The organism is Arthrobacter sp. ERGS1:01, assembly GCF_001281315.1.
GTDB lineage: Bacteria > Actinomycetota > Actinomycetes > Actinomycetales > Micrococcaceae > Specibacter.
Window position 1 is genome coordinate 714,679 of record NZ_CP012477.1, and the last position, 23,101, is coordinate 737,779.

The following is a 23,101-nucleotide window of genomic DNA, read 5'->3' on the forward strand; positions in this document are numbered from 1 at the left end:
TCCTCAGGGGAACGGTCTACGGGACGTGCAAACGTCAAATTCCAGTGGGTGTCGTACGGCCAGCGGTGTCATGGCGGGTATCGTCGCCGCGCAACACTGGTCGTTGATCGCAGCCATGGGCGTTACGGAACTAGCGTGTGGGGGACGAAGCCCAGTGCCTTAGTCGTCGTCGAAGTCGATATCGGCGCCGCGCAAAGCCCTCACCGCTTGCACGGCCAGCCTGGACCCGACGAACCCGATCAGCCCGGCAAGGATCAGGGCTATTACCGGATCAAGCCAGTACAACCCCCCTGTGGCCCAGATCAAGACGCCTGCTACCAAGACTCCGGCGGCGGCAGCCGCATCGGCGAGGGTGTCCAGGAGGACTGATTTCATGTGGATGTCCTCGCGGTGTGCGGACAGGCCCAGCACCAGGGCTCCGGCGACCATGACGACAAGGGTGATCAGACTTACCACCGCCATCGGAATCCCCAGCACTGCGGGTGATCCTTCGTGCAATCTCCCAATCGCTTCGATAGCAACAGCGGCGGTGACGGCAATGAGGATCGTGGCGTTGATGAGGGCGACGACCGCGATCGGTCGGTTCGCTCGGGGGTGGTCGGGGTCACGGTCGCGCAGAGCGACGGCAACCAGCCCGAGCGCCAGCGCGACCGAGTCGGCAAGGGTATCGCCGGCCGCTGCCAGCACACCCACTGAATGGGCCGCAATGCCGGTCGCAACAAGACCGCCGATCAATGCGACATTCAGGATGAAGACGATGGAAAGCCGGCGGCGCTGGCTAAATCGGTTTGTCTGGGGAGGGGAACTCACCCAATCATCCTCCCAGAACCCGAACCTCAACAGGTCGCATCAAACAGTCGCCCCGGCTGTCAATCTCGATACCTACCACCCGGGTCGCCCCGTCCGAAGCAGGCCTTCAACGGGACGGCCCGCGATGCCCGTATAGGATCCCAGGTTGCCTGTCACCAACGAATCGCTCTGACCTGCGACGATGTCACGGGGCAAATCCCTGAAATTCTCAATTTCGTGACACTTTCCTCACAATCTGGGCGCACTTCAGGTGCTTTTGCCCAGGCGCTATGCCGTGCTTTGTCCTCTGCCCTCAGGGTGCTCGCGAGTGTCCCCGACTTTCGCCCCATCGTGGTCGGAGATTTCAACCTGATGGGCCCACTCACGGTAGCCCTGGTGCCTGGCGCTTTCTTGATCGTCGCCAAGCGAGGTCGCGGCCGCAGCGGATGTTGAGAATAGTTCGTGCCAATGGCCCCAGATGACCCATTGTTCAGCGAAGTGTCGTAGGGACGACGCAAGCTCCAGGACTTTGGTGTGCGCCCCCATGTCTGCAGCCCTCTTGTATGCGGCATACCAGTGGTCGGCCTCCATAGTGAGCCACCGATTGGCCTTCTCGGCCGAGGAGTTGGGTGCGGCTTCGCCCGTTTCTATTTGCCGTCCCGCCGTGGCAGTCATGTCGAGCAGCCACTCCCGAAGCCTGAGACGGCGTGCCGCAATATCCTGGGTGGGCACCTCGGCCCGAAGTCGTGCCGCCGCGAAGAGCCGCAATAATTCAGGAATCCGGTAGCGGTTGCCGCGCAGGGCGGTAATCAGGCCAAGGGCCGCAAGGCGGTCTAGGGATTCCTCTGCGGCGTCGGGGAGGTCCGGGCCGATGGCCGCGGCCAGGGCCGCATCGAAGGAGGAGCCCTCGATCAGCGACAAGTTCCTGAAGATTTCTTTCTCGACAGGGTCAAGTTGGTCATAGGAGAGAGCGAAGGCCGATTCGATGCCGAGGTCCCCGGCTACTAACGCGTGAAGCCGCTTTCCTTCTGAGCGGAGGCGCTCGGCGAAGTCCTCCACCGTCCATTGCGGCTGGCTTGCCAGACGATTTCCGGCAATGCGAAGAGCCAGCGGGATGTCGTCGCACAAGCGTGCCAGTTCGGCGATGTCACCGGTCAAGGCCTGCGGTTCGGGAATGATCCTGCGCAACAGTTCCACGCTGTCCGAGGCGGGAAGGGCACCCAACATGACACGCCCGGCCCCTTCGATGCCTGCCAGGGACCGGCGTGAGGTCACCACCACGACACTGCCGGGCCCGGCTCCGCGCACTAGTCGGATCTGTGCCTCGTTGAAGGCGTCGTCCAACAGCACGGTGGCCGGGAAGGTTTCCGTGAGCTCGTGCCATGCGGATGCGGCCGCGCCCAGGACCGAGGGCACCTCGCGGTTGGGGGCGCCCTGGCGAAGGAGCGCCTGGAGAACTTTCAAGGGTGACAGTGGCATCGCGTCAAGGCCGCCCAGGTGGACAAAAAACATCCCAGTCTCTTCCACGCGCCATTGGTGGAGTGCCTCAACGGCCACCGTCGTCTTGCCCACTCCCGGCGCCCCGCAAATAATTACCATGGGTGCCGGCTCCTGCGCGTCCCCGGTGGCGAGGTGGCCGAGAACTGTGCGGACTTCGTCGGCGCGGCCCGTGAAATCGGCAAGACGGTGGGGTGCCAGGTCGATGACTCGTGCATCGTCTCCGGCGATCCGCCGGCCGGCGCGGGCCGCGGCCAGGAACGCGTCTCGATTGGACGGGGACAAATTCAGCGCATCCGACAACGCCAGGATGGTGCGCCGTTGCGGACCGGTACTGACACCGCGCTCTATGTCACTGATCGCACGGTCGCTGACCCCGGAAAGCTCGGCCAGCGCCTCGAGGGTGAGGTCCGCATGCCGGCGGTGGTTTCGCAACAGTCCCTGCAACGGCAATTCGCCGGTCATCGCCGAGACGCCCCGCACGAAGAACCCGGTTCTGCGTGCATTCTTCGTGGTGTCATGACCGCCCCGCCGCTTTCATTGAAGAATCAACTCCGAAGGGCGGACAATCAACCGCCCCGGTGAACCCGCCTCGGTCGCAATTCTACGACCCGGGCGGCACGGGGCGAATAGATGTTGACGCCGGCCTGTAGACATTTTTATCAGCTAAAGGATCACCTCATGTCAGAACCAACCACCATCGTGTTAGTACACGGCGCGTTTGCCGACGCCGCCAGCTGGTCACCGGTCACCCGCCGACTTCTGGACGCGGGCCACCAGGTGCTGGTACCGCCGGTCTTCAATCGCAGCCTTACCGGAGATGCCGCCTACATCAAGTCCTTTGTCGAGCAGATTGACGGCCCAGTCCTGCTTGCGGGCCACTCGTACGGGGGCGCCGTCATCACCGTCGCAGGCGTCGCGGAGAACGTCGTCGGGCTGGTCTACGTGTCCGCCTACGCGCTGGATGAGGGTGAAAGCCTCGGACAGTTACAGGGTGGGTTCCCCGATTCCGAACTAGCCGCAAACCTCGTGTATTCGCCCTACCCGGCCGACGGAGCAGAACCCGGCACCGACGTCTCGGTGGCCGTCGAGGCATTCCCGGCAGTTTTCGCAGAGGGAGTCCCGGCCCAGGACGCCCGAGTCCTCGCCGTCTCGCAGCGCCCACTCTCCGCCGTTGCTTTCGGTGAGGCCGCCACCGCCGCCGCTTGGAAGACCAAACCGGCATGGGGCATCGTCTCGGCTGCGGACAAAACCATCAACCCCGACGTCGAACGATTCGGCTACAACCGTGCAGGGCTTCGCCGGGTCATCGAACTCGACGCACCCCACCTCGTGATGCAAACGCACCCGGATGCAGTTGCCTCCTTCATCACCGACGCCATGGCCGAGCTCGCCTAGCCCCGTTACCGCCCCAACACCGAAGGAGAACATCATGCCAAAAATCACCACCACCGATGGAACGAAGATCTATTACACGGATTTGGGGACCGGCCGGCCGGTCATCCTCAGCCACGGCTGGCCGCTGAGCTCCGACGCATGGCAGCGGGAACTGAAGCTGCTCGCCGACAACGGCTACCGGGCCATCGCCCACGACCGCCGCGGGCACGGACGGTCCTCGCAGCCCTGGAACGGGAACGACATGGACACCTATGCCCGTGACCTCGCCGAACTCGTCGAAGCCCTGGACCTGCACGATCTCGCCCTGATCGGACATTCCACCGGCGGTGGCGAGGTGGTCCGGTACGCCGCCCAGCACGGTGCCGGACGGGTGTCAAAGATCGTTACCGCCGGGGCCGTGCCACCCATCATGCTCAAATCCGAGACCAACCCGGAGGGCACACCCATTGAGGCTCTTGACGGCATCCGTGAGGGCGTGTTGAAGGACAGGTCCCAGTTCTACCAGGACCTCTCCGTCCCGTTCTACGGTTTCAACCGGGAAGGAGCCGCCGTGTCCAAGGGCGCCCAGGACGATTTCTGGCGCCAAGGCATGCTCGTCGGACTCAAGGGAGCCTATGACTGCATCAAGGCGTTCTCCGAAACTGACTTCACGGAAGACCTGAAAGCCCTGGATGTGCCGATCTTCATCGCCCAAGGCGACGACGACCAGATCGTCCCCATCGCCGCGGCCGCGCTCAAATCGATCGACTTGGTCAAGCACGGCACACTCAAGGTCTACCCCGGGGCCCCGCACGGCATCTTCGGCGCCTACCAGGAAGAGCTCGATGCGGACATCCTGAACTTCCTGGACAAATAGGGTTCGCTCGCCTGTCCCCGACACCGTCACATCAAAGGAGTACCGATGAGTACCCACGATTCGTCAGATCTACCGGAAATCCACGAGGGCGGCTATGGCTCACCCACCGTCGAAGAAGAAATGCCCGATCCTACGGTGACCAATGCGGGAGAGAACCGACCATCGGCGGACGACGACGAGGCAGCTGAACCGGACAACGGCTAGCAAACCACGCCACCGGGCGGGCCAGCGGAATAACGCCTGTTGAGCGTCCGCCAACCTGGGGACAATCTCAAAAGCAAGCACTCAAGGCCATGTCATGTCCACCGATGATTTCGGGGTGAACCGGTGCAAAAGGAAGCCAGCCGTGACTCGGCGTGGGCGCCCCTTGCCCTCCCCGTTTTCCGCGTCCTGTGGCTCGCCCAGCTCGGCTCCAACATCGGCGTCTGGATGCAAACCGTGGGCGCCCAGTGGTTCCTGGTGGAACAAACCCACAGTTCCGCCCTAGTCGCCTGGGTCCAGACCGCCAGCCTATTGCCAGTGCTCCTGCTGTCCCTGCTGGCCGGTGTCCTGGCCGACGCCTACGACCGCCGGATCCTGCTGCTGGCCACCACCACCGTCTCAACCGTGGCGGCGGCAGTGCTGACACTCATCACGGCGACCGGGAACCTCCAGCCGTGGTCGCTGCTGCTAATGACATTCTTGATCGGTTGCGGAACGGCCCTGACCGCCCCGGCCTGGCAGGCCATCCAGCCAGAACTGGTGCCCCGCAACCAACTCACCGCTGCAGCTTCCCTAGGCAGCGTCACCATCAACGGTGCGCGCGCCGTCGGGCCGGCGATCGGCGGCGTCCTGGTCGCCCTCGGCGGACCCGCACTCGTCTTTGGCCTGAATGCGATCTCCTTTGCCGGCGTGATTACCGCCCTCGCCACCTGGCAGCGGCCGCCACAAAAAGGGCTGGATCATCGTGAGCGGCTCTTTCCGGCTCTGGCCGCCGGCCTCCGCTATGTCAAGAGCGGGGACATCATCCGGCGGATTCTGTTGCGCTCGGCCCTGTTTGCTTTTCCTGCCTGCGCCCTCTGGGCCCTGCTGCCCTCCGCCGCACGAACCCATTTGGGCCTGGGTGCCAGCGGATACGGCATCCTGCTGGGAATTTTGGGCGTCGGGGCGCTCATCGGCGTGGCCGTGGTCCCTTACCTGCGCCGCACCTTTTCCAGCAGCGTCATCTTGGCCGGCTCCGCCGCCGCTTTCGCCCTGGGCACCGTGTCCATCGCCCTGTGGCCGTTCGCAATCGTCTGTGCCTTGTTCGTTGTCAGCGGCATCGCCTGGATCGCCACCCTGACCACCCTCAACGCGGCCATGCAGCTAAGCCTGGCCCACTGGGTGCGGGCCCGCGGCATGTCCATCTACTTGCTGGTCTTCATGGGCTCACAGGCTATCGGCTCGTTTGTCTGGGGCGCGCTGTCGACCACCGTGGGAGAGACAGTCGCCCTCTTGACGGCCGCGGGGGCCCTGGTCGTGGTGGCCCTGACTGTCACGATTCTGCCGCTTCGGGCCGGGACCGGCACACTCGACCGTGACGTGGTGGCGTTGTGCGCCGCGGCACCCATCCTGATCTTTGAACCACAACCGGACGATGGCCCGGTCTCGGTGGTCTTCAACTACCACGTTGCACCGGATCATTCCGAAGCGTTTGTCGCCGCGATGCGCGCCGTAGCGAAGTCCCGCCGCCGCACGGGCGCCACGTCGTGGCGGCTGGAGCGCAGCGGCGAGGAGGCTGGGCTGTTCCGGGAGGAATTCACGGTCAGGTCCTGGGACGAGTTCCAGCGGCAGGGAACCGACAGGTGGACCCGCTCCGACCAGGACACGCATGAACGAGCCATGGCGTTGGCACAACAGGCGCCCGGCGAAACTCACTATTTCCCCGTATGAGGGGCTTATCAACAGTGAAGGGACAACCCATGGAATTCGTTGGACCGCAGACATCCACCTCTCCCTGGCCCCGGTTGCGGGTCGAGGACTGGATCGAGACCCGGGACACTCTCCACCTGTGGACCCAGATCATCGGGAAAATTCGCATGGCGCACGCTCCCTTGCTTAACCACTGGTGGCAGGTGCCGATGTATGTTTCAGCCAGGGGGCTGACAACCTCCGCCATCCCGCACGGCGGCGGCGTGTTCGACATGGAGTTCAACTTCATCGACCATGTTCTCCACATCCGTTCCAGCACCGGCTCCGCCACCGGCATTGCGCTCCGTGCCAAAGCGACGTCGGAATTCCATGCGGAGGTCACCACAGCCCTAGACCGCCTCGGCATCGCCACAGCCATCCGGGAATCCCCCGTCGAGGTGGAACCGGCCATACCCTTCTCCAAGGATGACCAGCACGCCTCCTACGACCCCGCGGCCGCCCAGCTGTTCTGGCGCCAACTGCTCCAGGCGGACCGCGTGATGAATCAGTTTCGCGCCTATTTCAGCGGCAAGGTCAGCCCCGTGCACTACTTTTGGGGATCCATGGACCTGGCATGCACACGATTTTCCGGCCGCACGGCACCCCGGCACCCGGGCGGAGCCACCAATTGCGCCGACTGGGTCATGGTCGAGGGGTACTCCCACGAGTTGAGCAGCTGTGGATTCTGGCCCGGAGGAGGCCAGGAGGGGGCTTTCTATTCCTACGCCTACCCTGAGCCGCAGGGCTTCCCATCCCGCCCGCTCGGGGTTGACGGTGCCACCTATCACTCGGGGGCCAAAGAGTTTGTGCTGCCCTACGAGCATGTCCGCACGGCCAAGGACCCCGACGCCAAGCTCCTGCAGTTCCTGCAGGCCAGCTACGCGGCAGCAGCCAACCTGGGACATTGGGACCGGGCGGCATTAGAAGTCGATCCCGACCGATTGAGCGGCTACCTGTGATGAGGCACTAACAACGTCGGATAAGCCAGCAGAAAACGTACTTTCCAATGTCCCGCCTCGCGGGCTCACAATATGGGTGTCTTCAAGCACCCCGGACTCACAGGAGATAACCCATGGACGCAACACACGCAATAGACGCTTCAACCCCACCCAGCGGAACAGGCTGCGCCGACTGTGAAGCCACCGGTGGCTGGTGGCTGCATCTTCGCCGATGCGCCCAGTGCGGACACATCGGATGCTGCGACACTTCACCCTCCCAACACGCCACGGCCCACGCGAAAACGAGCGGCCACCCCATCATCCGCAGCTTCGAACCCGGCGAAGACTGGTTCTACAACTATGACAAATCAACGTTTCTTGACGGTCCCGAACTGTACCCGCCAGCCAACCACCCACTCGATCAAGCAGTCCCCGGACCTGCTTCCCGGGTTCCCGAGGATTGGCGAAATCACCTGCACTAGCGTCTGCACTCCGAGAAGCTACAGTGGAGCCCAGTCAATAGGTGGATGGAAGTCTGCCAACCACAAATAGTCGAGTTCCAGCAGGCTCTCTTAGATCAAGAAGGATCTCATCGTCGCAGACCAGAACGAGCCCGGATAATTCTTCTGGCCTCTGTACGTGGGTGGTTTTCTAACGGCAGCCCGTGGAGAACGGCATCTGCATTAACATCGCCAAGCCGTGCACTAACAGTGCCTCTATCCAATGAGAGGAACTGAATCCGAACATCCTGACCCGGCGCACTGGTCATGCCCTCAGTCTCCGCCGATGTCATGAAATTGGGACAAGTGACAGGCTGGTGTCACGAAATTGGGACAAGTGTCAAACAACTTGGGGTCCTACAGCCGAACGCTTTCCATGGACCGCCTCATCCAAGGCCGGTTGCCATGACTGCAAACTTCGGTTGACGGCTACGGTGACGCGCCTATTGGGGGGTTGAGTAGGATTCGTGTCGCCGTTGGCGCTAAGGGTGATTCCTGGGTGTTGTGAGTGGGTACGATCGCCTGTATGGCTTTGGAATTCTTGACTGACGCCCAGGTTTCTGGGTATGGACGCTTTCAAGGCGTCCCGGTGCAATCTGACTTGGAGCGGTTCTTCCTCTTGGATGACACGGATCGGGAGTTGGTTGCTCGGCGTCGTGGGGACCATAACAGGCTAGGGTTTGCCCTCCAGGTCACTACCGTGCGGTTCCTCGGTGTCTTTTTGGAGAATCCGTTGGATGTTCCGTGGCCAGTCGTCGAGTATTTAGCTGATCAGATCGGGGTTGGTGACCCGTCTTGCTTGAAGGAATAAACGAAGCGGCAAAAGACGGCATACGAGCATTGTTGGGAAATTCAGAAGGTTTACGGGTTCCGTTCGCTTGAGGATGACGTGTCAGCGGGAGAGTTCAGCAGGTTTTTGCGGGATCGGGCTTGGGTTCATACGGAGGGTCCGGCTGCGATGTTTGACCACACGGTGGGGTGGTTGCGTCGTCATCGGGTGTTGCTTCCTGGTATCGGGGCGTTGGGGCGTCAAATGATGAAAGTTCGGGCTGAAACTGCTGAGAGGGTTTACCGACTTCTTGCCGCAGCCGCTGAGGGCGTTGATCCGATGCTTCCGGGGCGTTTGCGTCGATCATTGAAGGTGCAGGCTGGAAGTCGTTTTTCGGAATTGGAGCTTTGGAAACAATCACCGACACGTGTGTCTGGTCCGGCTCTGGTTTCTGCACTAGACAGAGCATGCTCGTTGGAAGGCTTGCGCGTGCGGGAGGCCGATTGTTTTATGATTCCTCCGAGTCGTATCACTGCCTTGGGGCGATATGGGATGGCGAGTAAGGCCGCCACATTGCAGGGGTTGGCTGAACCGCGGCAGACAGGGACACTGCTGGCGTTGGCGCGTCACCTGGACGCTGTCGCTATGGATGATGTTCTTGATCTGTTCGCGCTCTTGATGTCCACCAAATTGATCAACCCGGCACGTTCAGCATCAAACACCAACCGGATGGCGACATTGCCCCGTTTAGAACGGGCTTCCCGGCTCCTGGCTCTCGTCAACCAGGAACTACTTACTGCCCTTGACACGGCCACCTCGGGAGGAGCCGAGCTGGATGTGACTGCCGTTGGAGCTCGTTGGGCAGGTTTGCATCGAGGGAGAAGATCCTTGAAGCCGTGACGACTGTGACTGAGTTGGTTCCGGACGATGATGGGAGCGTGGAGACAGCGATGCGGGTCGCCCTGGCCGAAAAGTACCGCACAGTACGACCTATCTTGGCGTTGCTGGCCGGAACGAGATCACTTGCCGCCTCGCCTGCCGGTGAACCCATCTTGGCTGCGGTCAAGGTGTTACCAGAACTTGCCGGACGCAGAACCCGCATCAAGCCTGTGCTTCCCGATGAGATAGATGAATCCCTTGTTCCCCCAGTCTGGCGCAGGGCTATCTATGCAAACACGGATTTGCCGGCGGATACCGTGGATCGTGATGCTTACGTCCTCTGCGTGCTCGAGCAGCTCTACAGAGCTTTGCGGGTGCGGGATATCTTTGGCACCTGCTCTCATCGTTGGGGTGACCCACGGGCAAGATTGCTTGAAGGTGCTGCCTGGGAAGAAGCTAAACCCAAGATTCTCGGCAGCCTGGGATTGGACACTCCGGTAAGAGTCCACCTTAGGGGCCTCGTTGATGTGCTCGACGCCGCCTGGCGTCAGACAGCCGAAAGGTTGGAAGAAGCCGGCCCGGACTCATCGATCAGAATAGTTCCTGGCGCCGAGGGAAAGATGCGCCTCTCCGTGGATCGGCTCGATGCCGCTGACATCCCTGCAAGCCTGACCGATCTGCGAGACGTTACGGCAGGGATGCTCCCACACATAGATTTGCCAGATCTGTTGTTGGAAGTCCACTCCTGGACCGGCTTTCTCGATGCTTATGTCCATGTCTCAGGCGCAGGGACACGGCTGCGTGACCTGGCCACCTCGCTGGCCGCCCTTTTGATCGCTGAGGGATGCAATGTTGGCCTGGTCCCAGTCATAGATCCGGCGCAGGAAGCTTTGACCCGTGGCCGGCTTTCCCATGTCGATCAAAACTATGTCAGGGCTGAAACGCACGCCGCCGCGAACGCCGCTCTCATCGAAGCTCAGAGCAAAGTGCCAATCGCACAGCATTGGGGTGGTGGGTTGTTGGCCTCTGTCGATGGGCTTCGTTTCGTGGTGCCGGTCAGGACGTTGAACTCGGGTCCATCGCCGAAGTACTTCGGTTACAAACGTGGCATCACCTGGCTGAATGCCGTCAATGACCAGGTAGCCGGGATTGGGGCACAAATCGTTACCGGGCCCCCAAGGGACAGCCTTCACATCCTCGACGTGCTGCTGAATCTTGACGGCGGACCTAAACCAGAAATCGTTGCCACAGACGAAGCATCGTATTCCGACATGGTCTTTGGCCTGTTCAGCATGCTCGGCTACCGCTTCTCACCCCGCATCGCCGATATCGGGGACACCAGGTATTGGAGGGCTCACTGGCCAGCAGCTCCGGTCTCGGACTACGGGCCCCTCAACGCCATTGCCCGGAACAAAGTGAATTTGTGCAAGATCGAAACCCATTGGCCTGACATGTTGCGGGTCGTTGGTTCTCATATTACCCATCAGGTTCGGGCCTATGACGTGCTCAAAATGCTTGGGCGCGATGGTAAGCCGACACCTTTGGGCCAGGCCGTCACGGAGTATGGGCGGATCGCAAAAACTCTACACTCGTTGGCCATGATCGATCCTGTGGACGACACCCACCGCCGCGGCGTCAATGCACAAACCACGGTTCAAGAATCCCGACATCGGCTGGCTCGAAAGGTCTTCCATGGAAGACGTGGACAGATCTATCAAAAATACCGCGAAGGCCAAGAAGATCAGCTCGGCGCCCTCGGCCTTGTAGTAAACGCGATCACTCTCTGGAACACTCGCTACCTCGACGCGGCCATCACCGAGCTCCGCGCACAGAGGAGAGAGGTCCGTGATGAGGACATCGCCAGACTTTCACCCCTCGGACACGCACATCTGAACGAACTTGGCCGATACAGCTTCTCAACTACCAACACCCCCAAAACACTCCGACCCTTTAGAGATCCGTCAGCAGAGGTCTAAGTGATCTCCCCGCAGCAGCTGGCCAATTGTTATCATTGCGGGTTACAGGTCAGACACGGTGGCTGAAATTGATGACCGGACGGGTGTGACTCATCGCACATCTGGTCTGCTTTGCGGCAGTGCCTTGAAGCTCCCAACCACCCGATAGGGGCACCACCTATTGGAATGGGTGCGACGGCAGACTGCGCGCAGGCCTATAACCGTCACCAGGTGAAAAGTCGTTAGGGGCTAATTAGGGCCTCGATGACAGCTGCGCCGGGGACGGCAGGCTGTCATCGCCACGCCCTGGAGTTTCCTTGACGCGGGCCTCGTTCCATGACATACATTGACTGATCGGACAACATGGTGACGATCACAACTAATAGGGGGATATGGTTTTGAAGAATCGTTTTCGTAAAAAGCTGGGGCTTGCAATCGGAGGATTGCTAACACTTGGCATGGTAACAACAGGGGCGGGGGTCGCAAGCGCTGACACCGTCGTCGCGCCTGAAACCGTGTCGACAGAAGCCAGCATTATCATCCCCGACAACCCAGTGACAACCGTTGTCGAATCCGGAACAACGACCATAAAATCAACGACGCCCAATGGCGAAGGAGACCTGAGCATTTCGCTACCAGGATCAATCTCTACGCCAAAAGGAAACGTGCCCTCAATCGCCGTTGAGAGAGACCTTTTTTCGGGCATCGGAGCACCAGTTATGGCAACTCGACTGGCAAATGCCAGTATCGAAGCCTACGAGACAAAGGTGGGTACACAGTCGATCGTCACGATTGACAATGCCAAGGCTTCAAAAACCTACAAATTTGAACTGGACGTCCCCGCTGGCACTTCGCCGGAACTTACCGTCACCGGAGCAGTCAACGTCGTAGACGCTGAAGGCACTGTCGTTTCCGGGTTTGTTCCACCCTGGGCTTACGATGCACACGGCGACTCTGTCCCCACGCACTTCACCTTGGAAGGCAACACCCTCGTCCAGACCGTTGATTTTTCCACAAACAACGCTTTCCCCATTGTTGCCGATCCAACATCAATCCAATGGGTACCGTGGCCGGTCTTCGCAATTGACGGTGTAACGCTCAGAGTGGTGGCAACCGTCAATGCGGCAATATTTGTCGGCGGATCTTGGGCCGGCTGCGTGTTCTCCAAGTTGTCAGGGGTAGCCGGTAAAGTCCTCACTCAAATTTGTGCAGCATTTGGCATTACCGTTGCACTGAACGTATTGAAGATCGTCGGTTCAACTTTCAAAAATACAGCGATCTCAAATAGCGGGTGCTATGGAATCAATATTTCCAATCCAAGTGCAGCGCTAAGGACTATGCCGCATAAAGACTGCTGGCCCTAGGCTCTACTCAAAGGATTCAAAGTGAAAGCGTATCGCTACATCCATCTGTCTCTTCTGGTCGTGTCATTCATTCCCATGGGATTGCACTGGTGGCCGTTTATTTACTGCATTATTCCGCCCGTGGTTGTCATTGCAATTTACGCCTTGAATGAGATTGTCTTGAGTCGAAAAGAGGACAAATTCCAAGGGGAAGCGTCCACGCTGCGAAACGACACTATGCTTCACGCGTACCGCGAAGGGTAGCATGGCGCTAAACTCGTCATCCCACTGCTGAACTGGTTTCCGAAATTTGGACTTGGTAAACAGGGGCGGAACGAAGCGTGCCTGAGTTCGATAATTCATCGGACTCAGGCACGCAGGCGTTAAGGCGTTAAGGAGACCCGTTGACGGATTGCGACACCATTCTGTCGAATACCGGCCGCCACGACATTCGACACCTCTCTCAGGCTTCGATATCGAACTCATCAAGATCAATCCCTCTAACTCAAACGAACGTTTGCGATAGACCCAACGGCACGTGTCGGCGGGATCACGGCAAGCGGCGGCTTTCCTATCAAAACTCACACCAAATTCAAACTAACAAAACATGGCCACATCTATGAGTTGCGATAGGCTCTAGTCATGGGTCACAAAATTGGGTACGCGCGAGTCAGCACCACCGATCAGGACCCGCAGTTGCAACTCGATGCCCTGGCACGCGAAAACTGCTTGAAAGTCTTCACCGACACAGCAACCGGCACCAAGACCGACCGCCCACAATGGAACCTGTGTCTGGCAGACCTTCGCCCAGGCGACACCCTCGTCATCTGGAAGATTGACCGCCTCGGACGTAACCTTCGCGATCTGGTTGACATTGTCACCACACTCGATGAACGCGGCGTAGGCGTTCAGTCGCTGACCAATGGCATTGTGGACACCACGACAGCCCAGGGCAAACTCGTTTTCGGGATGTTCGCTCTCATGGCCGAATACGAAGCTGCACTGATCCGCGAACGAACTCAGGCCGGGCTGACAGCGGCAAGAACACGAGGGCGCACTGGCGGACGCAAACCAAAAATGACCCCGGAACTCATCAACAAGGCCCAACGAATGTACGACGCCAAACAATTCACCATGTTAGAAATCGCAGACACCTGTGATGTCACACCAATGACGATCTACCGACACATCCGAACATCCAACCCGAACCCAGAAAGCCCTTAGCGCCAACGGCGACACGAATCCTACTCAACCCCCTATTGGCGCTCTTCGCTGTCCGCTTGCCGACCCTCTGCGGGACACTACCCGCGAAGCTCTCCCCACCCGAAGCTACTTTCTGCAACGAAATCCTGCAATTCGCTACGTAAACGGGCGGTGAAGCCGTCGGCTCCTTCGGGTGGATAAAGCCAGAACCCCATTTGCTCGTCGTACACGAAGACTCGCAGAAGCAAGTCCGCACTGATGATCGTCGACGACGTGACCGGTTCGCCTTTCGCCGTCACCACATCCATACGGGTGTGCTCGAGTTCATTCGGAGTCAGAATAGCCTCGAGCGCTGGCCGTGCCGCGAGCAAAATATCCTCCACGATCATCATTTGTTCATGCTCGCAGCCGCCGAGGGCCTGGGCTAGGGAGGCGCCTGTTCAAGGACCCCCAACAGAATAATTCTGGTGGCTGTGGGTGCCCTCAAGTGGTTTCGAAGCCGCATGATTTGCGCTCAGTTAGACTGGCGTCATGCATTCTGCCTTCGGCTACTTCAGTGGCAGTGAATCCTTTCCGGTGCAGCCCAAAGAACTCCACGAAAAGATTGCCACGTCCGGAACGTGTAGTGATCGGTGGCATCTGGCTGGCCGCGACGATTTGTCGCTTGAAGTTATGGCAATCTTGGCCCAAGACTCAGACCCGGAAGTCAGAAGCGGTATTGCCATGAACTATCTCACCCCGGCAGGCATACTGGCTTTGCTTGCGAACCAGCATCCAGACCTGGTTCCCCCGATTTCCATCCATACGAACGCACCGCCCACTCTCAAAGAGCTAGCTCCGATACTCTGGCAAACAGATGAGTCCATATTCCAATACCTCGTCGACAAGGGAGCGACTGAGGAGGAATCTACCGAGCTCCGGAAACTGCACAGTCGCTTGACCCGTCAACACTTGAACCAAATAAGGAAGGCGCAGAAGAATGTGCCACCGGATGAGGTCCCCTACATGGAGCCGCCGCGCGCACCCCTGTTGGGAGACGCCTGGAGGAGCATACACACTGAGCCAAGCAACGATGCCACACCGCCATACAGTCCACAATTCCTGAACGACGCCGCGCACTATTGGGAACACTGGTCTAAGTAGCGCCACAACATCCGGGCGTGACAGACAGGACATAGGCCGGTCCTGGCTGGCAGTGACAGGGTCGGAATGGCCAGATAGCCCGAGATCAGCGGTAAGGCTGTTATTTTGGCCTCACTTCATGACTTTGCCGGGCATCTTGCCGGTCACGGAACAATGCAGAGCAGCCACCCGCGCCCTCCCGGCGAACCCTTGCACCGATGACCTGCCCGCAGGGGAACGGTCAGTGGGACGCGCGTTGGGCTGATTGTTGACCGGCGTTCGCGTGGGTACGCACATGCTGTTTCGTGTCCGAGGTGGGCCAGTCTGGAATGATTGCGGTATGACGTCATTGGAGATTCGATCGCAGCCGTGGACGGGAGTTTTCGGAGGGCCGGACGCGGATGAGTGGACGACTCGCAGGATCGAGTCTCGCGTGGAATTTATTGTCGATGGGCGGACCGTTACGGAGCTCAGTGGCATTGACGTAGATCCGGAGCACATAACTGTGTTCGACCTGGTTGAGGCGGGCCTTGCCGCCGATGTACTCATGGGACGAGCGCAACTGACGGAATCTTTCCCGCCAGAAGGCCGGCTTCCCCTGTTGGTTTGCCCCTGTGGCGAACCCCGAGAAGGGGCGCTCACCGTGAGGGTTTCCCTGACGAAAGACACCGTGACGTGGGACCGATGGGCATGGGAAGAGGACGGGTTTCCAAAAGAGCCGTTTCCTACTCTGCCCGCATGTCATTTTCCCCTTGACGAGTACTCCGCGGCCATTGATGAAGCTGCCCAAGTGGCGACAGCGATGCGGGGCAAGGCCTCAAGCATCATCCGTGTGGCCGACCACCCCGGCGGTATGAGACACCGCATCGTGAGGCGAGCCCGGAGTGAGCTCGCCGCCCAAGTCGATTGGCTCGATTTGGAGATTCTTAAGCCCGATGCTGGGGGCGCAAGCGCCGGCCTGCACGAACTCCTTGCTGCGGTGAAGTCGATTCGAAACGAACTTGCAGCAGCAACCACCGATCGTCGCTACTCGCCAACTTTGGAACAGTCAGAGCGAGTAGTTGGCGCCGCATCGAGGATTCTTACTTCGCCGGAAAATTTCCGGCTGCCTCAACCGACATTGAATGCTTTGGACTGGCTACGCGGAAACCTGTCTGTCACGAAGTAGCCTGTCGCGGAAGAAACGCAGGCAACGGATAGGTTTTTCCTTTTGGGGAACCCTGAGCGGGATAGCGCGTTCGAGAAGAAACGAGGCCGCAACGGGAAGAATCCCGGCCTGGCGGTCCACGAGGACCTCTGCACCGTCACAGACGAGCACGGGCGGACCAGACACGGGTTCACCGCCATCGAGCCAAACCAGCTCTGGCTCACCGACATCACCGAACACAAGCCAGTGAGGGCAGGCTCTACCTCTGCGCGATCAAGGATGTGTTCGGGGACAAGATCGTCGGGTGCTCGATCGACTCACGGATGAAGGCACCTCTGGCCGTCAACGCGTTGGACAACGCCGTCGCAATGCGCGACTCCATGCTTTGGCTGGTCGTCTCCTACAACATGACTACCGACGTTGGCGGCGCACCAGATATTCGAGCAGGAATAGTGCGAGGTACCCAACGCCCGCGGCGACACCGATGAGCAGCACATACTGCAACCAGAGCGGTTCGATTACAGGCTTGCTGACCAGATTAATTGAGGCCATAAAAACGACAATGCTTAGCGGCACAAGTGGTTGGGGAGAAATCTGGCCTTCATCCACAGTCGCCATCAGGTGCGCCATGAAGCCGATCGACGCCGAAGCTAACGGGAGCGCCCAGATCGATATCCAAAAGAGAAAGTCTTCCATGTCAGTACTTCGCCGTTATGAGTGAATAGCACGAACCCGGACCGACGATGTTCAGGGCAAACTTCCCGCCATCTTGAAATAGGCCCTCTAGGCCGTTTAGCTGGGTCATCGACAGACTGAATCGGTTCTTCACATACTTGCTCCGGGTATCTTCGTCGTTGTCCACGCCTCAATACTGCCTCATACACAATTTGATTAATGCCGTCTCGAACCTGGTGTCCCGTCTAGACACCGCCAAAGCGTCCCGCAAGCCGGTCCACCACCGAACTCGTCCGACCCTGACCTGCATCGTCGCGGCATCAGGCCACTGACTGTGTCGTAAGGGGTGTTCGATGACTTGTCCGGTGAAGGGGCCTAATGTGACACACTGAACTGCATGTCTAAACTATTGGTCGGCTATGCTCGCGTGTCCACGGAAGAGCAAGACCTCACCGCGCAGCGAGATGCCCTGGCAGCTCTTGGCGTTAAGCCTGACCGCGTCTATGTTGACCATGGCTTTACCGGCAAGAACAAGAATCGCACCGGACTTCGCGAAGCCCTCGCCTCCTGCCGGGCCGGGGATACCTTCGTCGTTACCAAGCTCGACCGCCTGGCCCGGTCCGTCCGAGACGCCCACGAGATAGCCGACGACCTCGCCAGCCGTGAAATTAAACTCAGCATAGGCGGATCCGTCCATGACCCCACCGACCCCATGGGCAAACTGCTGTTCAACGTCCTAGCGATGATCGCCGAGTTCGAAGCCGACCTGATCAGCATGCGCACCCGCGAAGGCATGAAAGTCGCCAAGGCCAACGGCCGACTCCGGGGAAAGCAGCCAAAACTCACCGTGAAACAGGAAGCCCACCTCCTCGAACTGCACGACGCCGGCAAACACACTATGGCCGAAATGGCAGAACTATTCTCCATCAGCCGATCCACCATCTACCGGGCCGTTGAACGGGGCCAACACAAGAAAACCGGCACAATCACTCCGTGACCACTTCCTGTCACCACCGAAAAATGACCTGCGGACCTCATCGTTGCCCGACGCTGCGACAGCTTTGCATCAGGCATTTCGCATTTTCGCAAGCCCTATCAACACCAGGACCGTCACCGGAATGTCGTTAGCGTGAATTTCCGTACCGATCCTCCTCAGACCCCGACTTATCACCGCCAAAGGGTACATTCGGTTAATGCTTGATATCACAGAGGTATGGCCACTCTTCGGCCTACCAATCACCAGCCCGCGCTTGGAACTTCGTTTGGCCCGTGATGAAGACCTGCCCGGGATTGTCGAAGCGGTTCTCAGCGGTATTCACGATCCTGCCGTCATGCCGTTCTCGAATCCTTGGACTGAGGCGCCTAGGGAAGAACTCATTCGTAACACCGCCAAACACCAGTGGCATCTCCGCTCTGGAATTGCGCCCGATAATTGGACCTTGAACATGGTTGTCCAGTTCGACGGGACCCCGATTGGAATGCAGACCATCCGTACTCATGACTTTTCCATTCGGAGAACCGTTGCCACTGGTTCCTGGCTTGCACTCCGGTACCAGGGCCTTGGACTCGGAAAGGAAATGCGTGCAGCTGCACTGATCTTTGCCTTTGATCATCTCGGGACAGAGGTTGCCGAGTCCTCAGCGGCAGCATGGAACGAGTCCTCCTTGGGGGTGTCGCGGAGTCTTGGATATGTCGAAGGCAGTCTCAAGCGCGTCATTACCCGCCCTGGAGAACTGACGGAGCAGCAAGAGGTGACCGTGACGCCGGCCGAGTTCCGACGCCCTGACTGGAACGTTTCTGTTACTGGCCTGGAAGCGGCGAAAAAGGAATTGCTGCGTCAAGCGGCAAGCTAGCCCCTGGTCGGTGCATCGCTTCACCTACGTAGGGGCTGCCAACACAGCTACGTCCGCGAGATGCAGGCGACTGTGAATAGCCGTTACCTCGACCGTGACTGTCCGATCTCAATCCTTGACAGATATAGAAGCATCCAAGATTTGCCGCTCCCGCGTTGCCGGCCGTCGTGGTCGGGTTCTTATCAGCAATGACGGCATGAATGGGGGAGCGGGGCCAGGTCTCATGAGGACAGGAGCCACCGCCACGGGGCCACCTTTCAGGCGCAAGGGGATTTACGCCGAGGTACTTAGCGCCTTGCCCCACATCTGCCACCCAGCGCGCACGCCAGAAACGAAACCTTCCAACTTGGGGTTGACGTAGTAGGTAGTGAGATCTCCGGCCGGGTCGGTGACGCTGGTCAGGCGGCTTATCCCGTCGTAGACGTAGTGGGTTTGTCCCAGCGGGGCATCGATGGTGACCACGTTGCCGTCGCTGTCGTACGACAGCGTGGTGATGGCCCCTGCAGGATCGGTGACCTTGCAGACGTTTCCTGCGAAGGCGCCACAGATGCTGCGGTCTTTTTTCCCGCAGGTAGGTGGAGGATTCAACCCCTGTCGGGCCTTGTTGGCTGGAAGTGAGTTGATTCCCTGCCGGGTCGTAGGTCATGGAGGTGCGGTTGCCGGCCGGGTCGGTGGCGCACTTGGGACGGTGGGGTTTTCCCGTCTGGGCATCAGGGCAAGACGGTGCGGTGGCGTAGGCGAAGGCTGCGGCTGCACCGGTGGGGAGTTTGGCTTGGGTGAGGTTGTTGCCTTTGTCGTAGTCAAAGGTGGTCGAGGTGGAAGCCGGGCCGCCGTTAGCGGAACTACTCAGGTAACGGCGTTGCGCTTCTTGAATTTGGCTTTGTCCCAGGCGCGGGTGTCGAGGATGTCGCGCAGGATCTCGACGGCATCCCAGACGTCCGCATGGCCGAGGTAGAGCGGGGTGATGCCGAAGCGGAGGACCCCGGGCTCGCGGTAGTCGCCGATGACGCCGCGGGCGATCAGCGCGCTCATGACGGCGTAGCCGTCGGGGTGGCGGAAGCTGACGTGACTGCCTCGGATGGCATGGTCGCGCGGGGTGATTAGTTCCAGGGGGTGGCTGGCGCAGCGCTGTTTAACGAGGGCGATGAACAGGTCGGTCATGGCCAGCGACTTGGCCCGCAGGGCTGCGGGGTCGACGTCGAGCATGATGTCCAGCCCCGTCTCCACCATGGCTAGTGAGGTGATCGGCTGTGTCCCGCACAGGAAGCGGTTGATGGTCGACGCCGGTGCATAGGAATCCGCCATGTTGAATGGCTTCGCATGCGACCACCAGCCGGACAGCGGCTGCCAGAAGCGGTCCTGGTGGCGGGCGTTGACCCAGATGAAGGCCGGGGCGCCCGGACCGCCGTTGAGGTATTTGTAGGTGCAGCCGACGGCGTAGTCGGCATCGGCGCCGTTGAGGTCGACGGCGACTGCCCCGGCCGAGTGGGCCAGGTCCCAGATGGCCAGCGCGCCCACACCATGCGCCTTGGCCGTGACAGCGGTCATGTCCCACATGGCGCCTGTGCGGTAGTTGACGTGCGAGAGCGCCAGGACGGCCACCGAACCGTCCAGGGCCTGCTCCAGCGACAGGTCTTCGTCGATAAGCCGCACCTCGTAACGGATGCCCGTCTCCTGCGCCACGGAGTTCAGGAAGTCCGTGATCCCCTCGGCGATGTAAATATCCGTGGGGAAGTTGTCGCGCTCCGTGACGATGACGCGTCGCTCCGGGTGATCCACCTGCTGGATGCGGATGGCGGACGCGAGGGCTTTGAACAGGTTCAGGCTGGTGGTGTCGGTGACGACAGTTTCGCCGTCTCGACCGCCGATCAGTTTGGCGAGCTTGTCGCCCAGGCGCACCGGCAGCTCGAACCAGCCAGCCGTGTTCCAACTGCGGATCAGCCCCTCACCCCATTCGGTAGCGATGACCTGCTGTGCCCGTTCCAGGGCCCCGACCGGGCGCGGACCGAGGGAGTTGCCGTCAAGGTAGATCACGCCGTCGGGCAGGATGAAGCGTTCCTTGAAGGACGAGAGCGAATCAGTCGAATCGGCGGCAACGCAGGCTTCGCGCGTGCTGAGATCCAAGGGGTGGGTGAGGGTTTCCATAAATTCTCCTGTAGTACCGAAAGCTGTGCGTCTACGCGACGGGTATTGTGTGTTTCAGCTCACAGATTAGAATATGAATCGGGCAGCGTTCACCCCTTCCGAATAATCAATCAAGATTGGAGCCAGTATTGAATCTCAATTCAGAAGTCATCCGTGCGCGCCCCCGTCAATCGAATCCGATTCACTTGGACGAGGCGGACATGGTGATCCTGCGCGAACTCTCCCAGGATGCCCGCACGCCCAATAACTTGTTGGCCAGCCGGGCCGGACTGGCTCCCTCAACCTGCTTGAATCGGGTGAGGGCGTTACGGCAGGCTGGGATCATTCGCGGCTTCCATGCCGACATTGATCTGGGCAGCTTGGGGCTGTACATTTTCGCGTTGATTTCCATCAACGTCCACGGCCAGGCCCGCAAAAACATGCTTGAGTTGGCCCGGGAGCTGCGGGACTTGCCGCAAACGCTCAATGTCTTCGTCCTGGGTGGAGAGCATGATCTGCTCTTGCACGTTGCTTGCGCCAACACAACAGAGCTCCGGGACTTCGTGGCCGCTAACCTCGGCAGCAATCAGGCTTTCGTCAGCACCCAGACCACCCTGATTTTTGAGCACATGCAGCCTACCTCGCGAATTCAAAGCGCCCGCTGAGCGGTTGGTGGAGATCCTCGGGTGCATCTCTCATACCGGGAGCCCTGGTTGAGCTAGGCCAGCTGGCGACCGGTTCTAGCCCCATTGGTCTGGCGTTTTGGGGACGAGCGGCATCAGAGCGACATAGAATTGGTCCTATGAGCGAACACCTCTTTGATGCGGGCCCCGTCCAACCTTGGGCAGGTGCCTCAGCTGCCGTTGTTGAGCACACGGTGGAGTGGGTTGACACGGATGCGTCGGGGCACCAACACAACTCCGCGATCATCCGTTGGGTCGAATCTGCCGAGGCTGAGCTGTTTCGCCAACTTGCCCTGCCGGACTATTTCCCATCCGCTCCGCGCGTGCACCAGTCGGTGAATTTCCGCGCCAAGGTCTGGTTCGGTCAGCGCGTCACCACCACGATCTGGGTGCAGAAACTGGGTGTTTCCTCTGTGACCTTTGGCTTCGAGGTCAGGGTCAAGCCCATGGGGGAGCGCCCGGGAGGGCTCGCGGCCGACGGCATTGTTGTTGCCGCGCATGTCCCCGCCGGCGGAGACTCCTCGGCACGCTGGTCGGAGCACATTCGTGGCGCGATCACGGAGGCGGTGCCGCAGTGAGCGCTCTTGAGCCGGGCATCCGGCATCATCAATTGATCATCACCCTCTATGGCCTGTACTGTCGGGGCGTCGGCCAGGCAATGCCCGTTTCTGTGCTGATCGACATGCTCGGCGACCTTGGGTATGACGGGGCCGGGGTGCGCTCGGCGGTGTCACGACTGAAAGCCAAAGGTGTCCTGCGGAGCGTGAAGGATGGCAATGTCGCCCAGTACGAGCTCTCCTCGGCTGTTGCTGATTTGTTCGCCGAAGGTGACGAGCGGATCTTTTCTGACGGAACCCGAATGTCACCCATGGTTGGGCGCTGGCCATTTTCTCGGTTCCCGAGACCTTGCGTAGTCGCCGCCATCAACTGCGCACGGTACTGTCTGGGTTCGGCTTTGGGTCGATGGCTTCGGGTGTCGGAGTCGCCCCGGAATCCGCTCTGGAGCGGACCAAAAAGCGGCTTCAAGCACTGGAGCTTGATCAGTTCGTCGACTTTTTTCGGGGCGACCACGTAGCTGAAGGTGATTTGCGCGCCAAAGTTGCCCAATGGTGGGACTTGGCGGCGTTGGATGCGCAGTTCGTGAGTTCCTGAGCCTATACAGCGCAACGGCCGACCAATGGGTCGCCCGGATCGGCACCGATCCTGAACGTGCACTTGAGAAATCGACGCCGGAGCTGAGGCGGGAAGCCTTCCGCTCCTACATTCCCATGTTGACCGTGTGGCGGCGGTTTCCCTACAAGGACCCGGGCCTTGCTTCGGAGTACCTCCCTCAAGGCTGGAAGGGGCAGGATGCCAGAAAGGTATTCCTGGAGATTCACCGCCTGCTCGCACCCCTTGCCGAGGCCCATGCCCGGTCCTTGATGGCCTAAATACCCGTCAT

General features: G+C 60.0%; 22 protein-coding genes and 3 pseudogenes. 19 read left to right on the plus strand and 6 right to left on the minus strand.

Annotated features, from left to right (window positions below; all coding sequences use genetic code 11):
- Positions 1–159 precede the first annotated feature (159 nt).
- Positions 160–810 (minus strand): cation diffusion facilitator family transporter, encoded by a 651-nt coding sequence (locus AL755_RS03165; protein WP_160318830.1) that lies wholly within the window; start codon positions 808–810, stop codon positions 160–162.
- A gap of 267 nt (positions 811–1,077) precedes the next feature.
- On the minus strand, positions 1,078–2,751 hold the full coding sequence (locus tag AL755_RS03170) for a helix-turn-helix domain-containing protein (protein ID WP_150116999.1): 1,674 nt from the start codon (positions 2,749–2,751) through the stop codon (positions 1,078–1,080).
- Positions 2,752–2,967: 216 nt separating this feature from the next.
- Between AL755_RS03170 and AL755_RS03175 the strand changes: the two genes are divergently transcribed.
- From AL755_RS03175 to AL755_RS03205, 9 genes and pseudogenes are all read left to right on the plus strand, one after another.
- Positions 2,968–3,684, plus strand: coding sequence for an alpha/beta fold hydrolase (locus AL755_RS03175; RefSeq protein ID WP_054009669.1), 717 nt, complete (start codon positions 2,968–2,970; stop codon positions 3,682–3,684).
- Positions 3,685–3,718: 34 nt separating this feature from the next.
- Positions 3,719–4,540: an alpha/beta fold hydrolase gene (locus AL755_RS03180; RefSeq protein WP_054009670.1), complete on the plus strand. Its 822-nt coding sequence runs from the start codon at positions 3,719–3,721 to the stop codon at positions 4,538–4,540.
- Positions 4,541–4,585: 45 nt separating this feature from the next.
- Positions 4,586–4,744: a hypothetical protein gene (locus tag AL755_RS23400; RefSeq protein WP_160318831.1), complete on the plus strand. Its 159-nt coding sequence runs from the start codon at positions 4,586–4,588 to the stop codon at positions 4,742–4,744.
- Between the two features lie 123 nt (positions 4,745–4,867).
- A complete protein-coding gene (locus AL755_RS03185) occupies positions 4,868–6,451 on the plus strand; it encodes an MFS transporter (RefSeq protein ID WP_054009671.1) in 1,584 nt (527 codons plus the stop codon).
- A gap of 29 nt (positions 6,452–6,480) precedes the next feature.
- A complete protein-coding gene (locus tag AL755_RS03190) occupies positions 6,481–7,428 on the plus strand; it encodes a DUF5996 family protein (RefSeq protein ID WP_054009672.1) in 948 nt (315 codons plus the stop codon).
- A gap of 113 nt (positions 7,429–7,541) precedes the next feature.
- Positions 7,542–7,889: a UBP-type zinc finger domain-containing protein gene (locus AL755_RS22165; RefSeq protein WP_082368843.1), complete on the plus strand. Its 348-nt coding sequence runs from the start codon at positions 7,542–7,544 to the stop codon at positions 7,887–7,889.
- Between the two features lie 544 nt (positions 7,890–8,433).
- Positions 8,434–11,531, plus strand: a pseudogene (locus tag AL755_RS03195) (Tn3 family transposase).
- Between the two features lie 371 nt (positions 11,532–11,902).
- Positions 11,903–12,874: a hypothetical protein gene (locus AL755_RS23120; RefSeq protein ID WP_150117000.1), complete on the plus strand. Its 972-nt coding sequence runs from the start codon at positions 11,903–11,905 to the stop codon at positions 12,872–12,874.
- Between the two features lie 621 nt (positions 12,875–13,495).
- Positions 13,496–14,077, plus strand: a complete 582-nt coding sequence (locus AL755_RS03205) for a recombinase family protein (protein WP_054009674.1) — start codon at positions 13,496–13,498, stop codon at positions 14,075–14,077.
- 77 nt (positions 14,078–14,154) lie between these two features.
- Here AL755_RS03205 and AL755_RS03210 read toward each other — a convergent pair whose 3' ends face one another.
- Positions 14,155–14,448: a hypothetical protein gene (locus AL755_RS03210; protein WP_054009675.1), complete on the minus strand. Its 294-nt coding sequence runs from the start codon at positions 14,446–14,448 to the stop codon at positions 14,155–14,157.
- A 139-nt stretch (positions 14,449–14,587) separates the two neighbouring features.
- On the opposite strand from AL755_RS03210, the gene AL755_RS03215 reads away from it, so the two are divergent.
- The 3 genes and pseudogenes from AL755_RS03215 to AL755_RS22170 form a co-directional block, all read left to right on the plus strand.
- Positions 14,588–15,199: a DUF2336 domain-containing protein gene (locus AL755_RS03215; RefSeq protein WP_150117001.1), complete on the plus strand. Its 612-nt coding sequence runs from the start codon at positions 14,588–14,590 to the stop codon at positions 15,197–15,199.
- 412 nt (positions 15,200–15,611) lie between these two features.
- Complete coding sequence (locus AL755_RS03220; RefSeq protein ID WP_150117002.1) at positions 15,612–16,346, plus strand: hypothetical protein; 735 nt, start codon at positions 15,612–15,614, stop codon at positions 16,344–16,346.
- A 78-nt stretch (positions 16,347–16,424) separates the two neighbouring features.
- Positions 16,425–16,699, plus strand: a pseudogene (locus tag AL755_RS22170) (DDE-type integrase/transposase/recombinase); the annotation flags it as partial.
- 37 nt (positions 16,700–16,736) lie between these two features.
- Here the strand turns inward: AL755_RS22170 and AL755_RS23585 are convergent.
- Positions 16,737–17,021 carry a hypothetical protein gene (locus tag AL755_RS23585; RefSeq protein ID WP_054009678.1) on the minus strand — a complete coding sequence of 95 codons (285 nt, stop codon included), beginning with the start codon at positions 17,019–17,021 and terminating at the stop codon, positions 16,737–16,739.
- A 376-nt stretch (positions 17,022–17,397) separates the two neighbouring features.
- Here AL755_RS23585 and AL755_RS03230 point away from each other — a divergent pair, with 376 nt between their 5' ends.
- Positions 17,398–17,997, plus strand: coding sequence for a recombinase family protein (locus AL755_RS03230; protein ID WP_054009679.1), 600 nt, complete (start codon positions 17,398–17,400; stop codon positions 17,995–17,997).
- Positions 17,998–18,193: 196 nt separating this feature from the next.
- A complete protein-coding gene (locus tag AL755_RS03235) occupies positions 18,194–18,853 on the plus strand; it encodes a GNAT family N-acetyltransferase (RefSeq protein ID WP_054009680.1) in 660 nt (219 codons plus the stop codon).
- Positions 18,854–19,126: 273 nt separating this feature from the next.
- Here the strand turns inward: AL755_RS03235 and AL755_RS03240 are convergent, their stop codons facing one another.
- Both AL755_RS03240 and kynU read right to left on the minus strand, forming a co-directional pair.
- Positions 19,127–19,441, minus strand: coding sequence for an RHS repeat domain-containing protein (locus AL755_RS03240; protein ID WP_054009681.1), 315 nt, complete (start codon positions 19,439–19,441; stop codon positions 19,127–19,129).
- A 258-nt stretch (positions 19,442–19,699) separates the two neighbouring features.
- The gene (kynU, locus tag AL755_RS03245) at positions 19,700–20,998 is read right to left on the minus strand and encodes a kynureninase (RefSeq protein WP_054009682.1); all 1,299 of its coding nucleotides are present in this window, start codon (positions 20,996–20,998) and stop codon (positions 19,700–19,702) included.
- 128 nt (positions 20,999–21,126) lie between these two features.
- Between kynU and AL755_RS03250 the strand changes: the two genes are divergently transcribed.
- From AL755_RS03250 to AL755_RS23855, 5 genes and pseudogenes are all read left to right on the plus strand, one after another.
- Positions 21,127–21,642, plus strand: a complete 516-nt coding sequence (locus tag AL755_RS03250; RefSeq protein WP_237762423.1) for an Lrp/AsnC family transcriptional regulator — start codon at positions 21,127–21,129, stop codon at positions 21,640–21,642.
- A 137-nt stretch (positions 21,643–21,779) separates the two neighbouring features.
- Positions 21,780–22,238, plus strand: coding sequence for an acyl-CoA thioesterase (locus tag AL755_RS03255; RefSeq protein ID WP_054009683.1), 459 nt, complete (start codon positions 21,780–21,782; stop codon positions 22,236–22,238).
- A gap of 80 nt (positions 22,239–22,318) precedes the next feature.
- A pseudogene (locus AL755_RS24355) lies at positions 22,319–22,402 on the plus strand (hypothetical protein); the annotation flags it as partial.
- A 164-nt stretch (positions 22,403–22,566) separates the two neighbouring features.
- Positions 22,567–22,812, plus strand: coding sequence for a hypothetical protein (locus tag AL755_RS24360; protein ID WP_337589541.1), 246 nt, complete (start codon positions 22,567–22,569; stop codon positions 22,810–22,812).
- A complete protein-coding gene (locus AL755_RS23855; protein ID WP_237762425.1) occupies positions 22,767–23,090 on the plus strand; it encodes a PaaX family transcriptional regulator C-terminal domain-containing protein in 324 nt (107 codons plus the stop codon). Before AL755_RS24360 ends, AL755_RS23855 begins: the two co-directional genes overlap by 46 nt.
- Positions 23,091–23,101: the final 11 nt, after the last annotated feature.

Coding starts and splice junctions, on each gene's coding strand:
- AL755_RS03170 (WP_150116999.1), bottom strand. CDS start 2,751: ATGACCGGCGAATTGCCGTTGCAGGGACTGTTGCGAAACCACCGCCGG.
- AL755_RS03175 (WP_054009669.1), top strand. CDS start 2,968: ATGTCAGAACCAACCACCATCGTGTTAGTACACGGCGCGTTTGCCGAC.
- AL755_RS03180 (WP_054009670.1), top strand. CDS start 3,719: ATGCCAAAAATCACCACCACCGATGGAACGAAGATCTATTACACGGAT.
- AL755_RS23400 (WP_160318831.1), top strand. CDS start 4,586: ATGAGTACCCACGATTCGTCAGATCTACCGGAAATCCACGAGGGCGGC.
- AL755_RS03190 (WP_054009672.1), top strand. CDS start 6,481: ATGGAATTCGTTGGACCGCAGACATCCACCTCTCCCTGGCCCCGGTTG.
- AL755_RS22165 (WP_082368843.1), top strand. CDS start 7,542: ATGGACGCAACACACGCAATAGACGCTTCAACCCCACCCAGCGGAACA.
- AL755_RS23120 (WP_150117000.1), top strand. CDS start 11,903: ATGGTTTTGAAGAATCGTTTTCGTAAAAAGCTGGGGCTTGCAATCGGA.
- AL755_RS03205 (WP_054009674.1), top strand. CDS start 13,496: ATGGGTCACAAAATTGGGTACGCGCGAGTCAGCACCACCGATCAGGAC.
- AL755_RS03210 (WP_054009675.1), bottom strand. CDS start 14,448: ATGATGATCGTGGAGGATATTTTGCTCGCGGCACGGCCAGCGCTCGAG.
- AL755_RS03215 (WP_150117001.1), top strand. CDS start 14,588: ATGCATTCTGCCTTCGGCTACTTCAGTGGCAGTGAATCCTTTCCGGTG.
- AL755_RS23585 (WP_054009678.1), bottom strand. CDS start 17,021: ATGGAAGACTTTCTCTTTTGGATATCGATCTGGGCGCTCCCGTTAGCT.
- AL755_RS03230 (WP_054009679.1), top strand. CDS start 17,398: ATGTCTAAACTATTGGTCGGCTATGCTCGCGTGTCCACGGAAGAGCAA.
- AL755_RS03235 (WP_054009680.1), top strand. CDS start 18,194: ATGCTTGATATCACAGAGGTATGGCCACTCTTCGGCCTACCAATCACC.
- kynU (WP_054009682.1), bottom strand. CDS start 20,998: ATGGAAACCCTCACCCACCCCTTGGATCTCAGCACGCGCGAAGCCTGC.
- AL755_RS03255 (WP_054009683.1), top strand. CDS start 21,780: ATGAGCGAACACCTCTTTGATGCGGGCCCCGTCCAACCTTGGGCAGGT.
- AL755_RS23855 (WP_237762425.1), top strand. CDS start 22,767: ATGGTGGGACTTGGCGGCGTTGGATGCGCAGTTCGTGAGTTCCTGAGC.